Origin of the sequence: Nonomuraea sp. NPDC050643, assembly GCF_040654715.1 — a bacterium.
Taxonomy (GTDB): domain Bacteria; phylum Actinomycetota; class Actinomycetes; order Streptosporangiales; family Streptosporangiaceae; genus Nonomuraea.
Map to the genome: position 1 here is coordinate 1 of NZ_JBFAIM010000039.1, position 2,040 is coordinate 2,040.

Annotated in this window: 1 protein-coding gene and 2 rRNA genes; all 3 read left to right on the forward strand. The window is 66.3% G+C overall.

What is annotated here, in order from left to right; all coding sequences use genetic code 11:
* Positions 1-82: ribosomal RNA gene (locus AB0I15_RS39085) — 23S ribosomal RNA — on the forward strand; the annotation flags it as partial.
* Positions 83-222: 140 nt separating this feature from the next.
* Positions 223-339, forward strand: a 5S ribosomal RNA gene (gene rrf / locus AB0I15_RS39090).
* Between the two features lie 988 nt (positions 340-1,327).
* On the forward strand, positions 1,328-2,040 hold a 713-nt coding region (locus AB0I15_RS39095; protein ID WP_358107419.1), incomplete at its 3' end, for a hypothetical protein.

A 2,040-nucleotide genomic window follows, 5' to 3' on the forward strand; every position in this document is an offset into this window, starting at 1 on the left:
GACGATGGGGTTGATAGGCCGGAGGTGGAAGCACGGTAACGTGTGGAGCTGACCGGTACTAATAGGCCGAGGACTTGACCACAAAGCATAATGCTTTGGTGTGTGCTGCGCTCCGTTACTCTTCGCCGGGTCCGGAGCTGCGCCACACCAAAGAATAATCTTGCTCGCGTCCACTATGTAATTCTGAAACAACAAGCGGTTTGCTTGTCAGTTTCATAGGGTTACGGCGGTTATGGCGGGAAGGAAACACCCGGTTACATTCCGAACCCGGAAGTTAAGCTTCCCAGCGCCGATGGTACTGCACTCGGGAGGGTGTGGGAGAGTAGGTCACCGCCGGACAATCTTTGAAAAGGCCCCGACGCCTCAGCGCGTCGGGGCCTTTTTGCTTTCCCGGGCTGGGCCGCTGGCTGCTCGGGGGCTCATGTGCAGTGTTCTTGCCTGACGGCTGGCGGGCGATCGCGCGCCTGGACGAGGAATCAATCCTGACATCCGTGCACGCGGCTGGGCGGAGAGGCTCCTGTGCGGCGGGGACCAGTGGAGGTCGCGTAGCCCAGTCGGGTGCCGTAGACCGGTCACGTATCGATCCGGGTTGAGCCGGTGCAGAACGCGATTGTGCGTATGGTGGTGTTCGGATTTCTGCGAAATAGGTGTGGCTGGGCACGTCGAGTTCGGGTGTGTGGAAATCCGTGTTACTCGGGAAGTCTTAATGCTCGCTGAACTGTCCTGAGAAAGTGGTTTTGGGCTTTCGTGCGCGGCAAGAGGCCAGGTGAAGCCGTGGATCCGGCCTTGGAGGTGGAGGTTTTCGTTCGCTGGAGGGTTCGGAATCCGTCGGTGGGGTTCTGCAAATTCGTGGAAGCGGAGTGACAGGGCGGTCAGTCGTGGCGGGCGTACATTTATGGTCTGATCAAAATGAGCGGTGGCGTCGGGCTCATGGACGTTCCGCGGCTTGCTAGGCTGGAGGGAGCGGGCCACCCCCACGGGTGGCCTTCGTCGCGTAAGGCCCGCGGGCGGGCGGCGACCAGCCACGGTGGACCGTAGTTGTGAGTCCGCTGAGTGAGCCAACGAAATGGACCAGAAGTGAACAGAGATAACGGACCGGACGGCGGAGAGCGCGGCCGCGGCGACCACGAGGACAGGCGCTCGGGCGGAGGCGACAGGAGCGGCGGCGGGTATGGGTCTCGCGGGCGAGACTCCGGCGGCGAGCGTCCGTTCCGTTCCGACGACAGGTCGCGCTCCCACAACCGTGGTGACAGAGGGCCGCGGGCGGATGACTCCCGGGGCCGGGACGATCGGGGTCCGCGTCGTGAGGGCGGCTTCCAGGGTGATCGTGGGCCGCGTCGTGAGGGCGGGTACCAAGGGGATCGTGCTCCGCGCCGTGAGGGTGAGGAGCGTCGGCCGTTCCGTGATCGGGACGATCGGGGTCCGCGCCGTGAGGGCGGGTTCCAGAGTGACCGTGGCCCACGCCGTGAAGGTGGATTCCAGGGTGACCGCGGTCCCCGGAGCGAAGGGGCCGAGCGTCGGCCGTACCGGGATCGGGACAGCGGCGATCGTGGGCCGCGTCGTGAGGGTGAGGAGCGTCGGCCGTTCCGTGATCGGGACGATCGCGGGCCGCGTCGTGAGGGCGGCTACGGTGACCGGCGTGAAGGCGGCTACGCGCCGCGTCGCGAGGGCGGGTTCCAAGGTGACCGTGGCCCGCGTCGCGAGGGTGGATACCAAGGAGATCGTGGTCCCCGTCGCGAGGGCGGCCCTCAGGGCGATCGGAGTCCGCGTCGTGAGGGTGGGTTCCAGGGTGACCGTGGTCCCCGTCGTGAGGGTGGGTTCCGGGATGACCGGGGTCCGCGCCGTGAAGGTGGTTACACCCCCCGTCGTGAGGGTGGCGGCGGTTACGAAGGCAGAGGACCGCGGGGGGATGACTCCCGAGGCCGGGACGATCGTGCTCCGCGTCGTGAGGGTGAGGAGCGTCGGCCGTTCCGTGATCGGGACGATCGGGGTCCGCGCCGTGAGGGCGGGTTCCAGGGCGACCGTGGCCCGCGTCGCGAG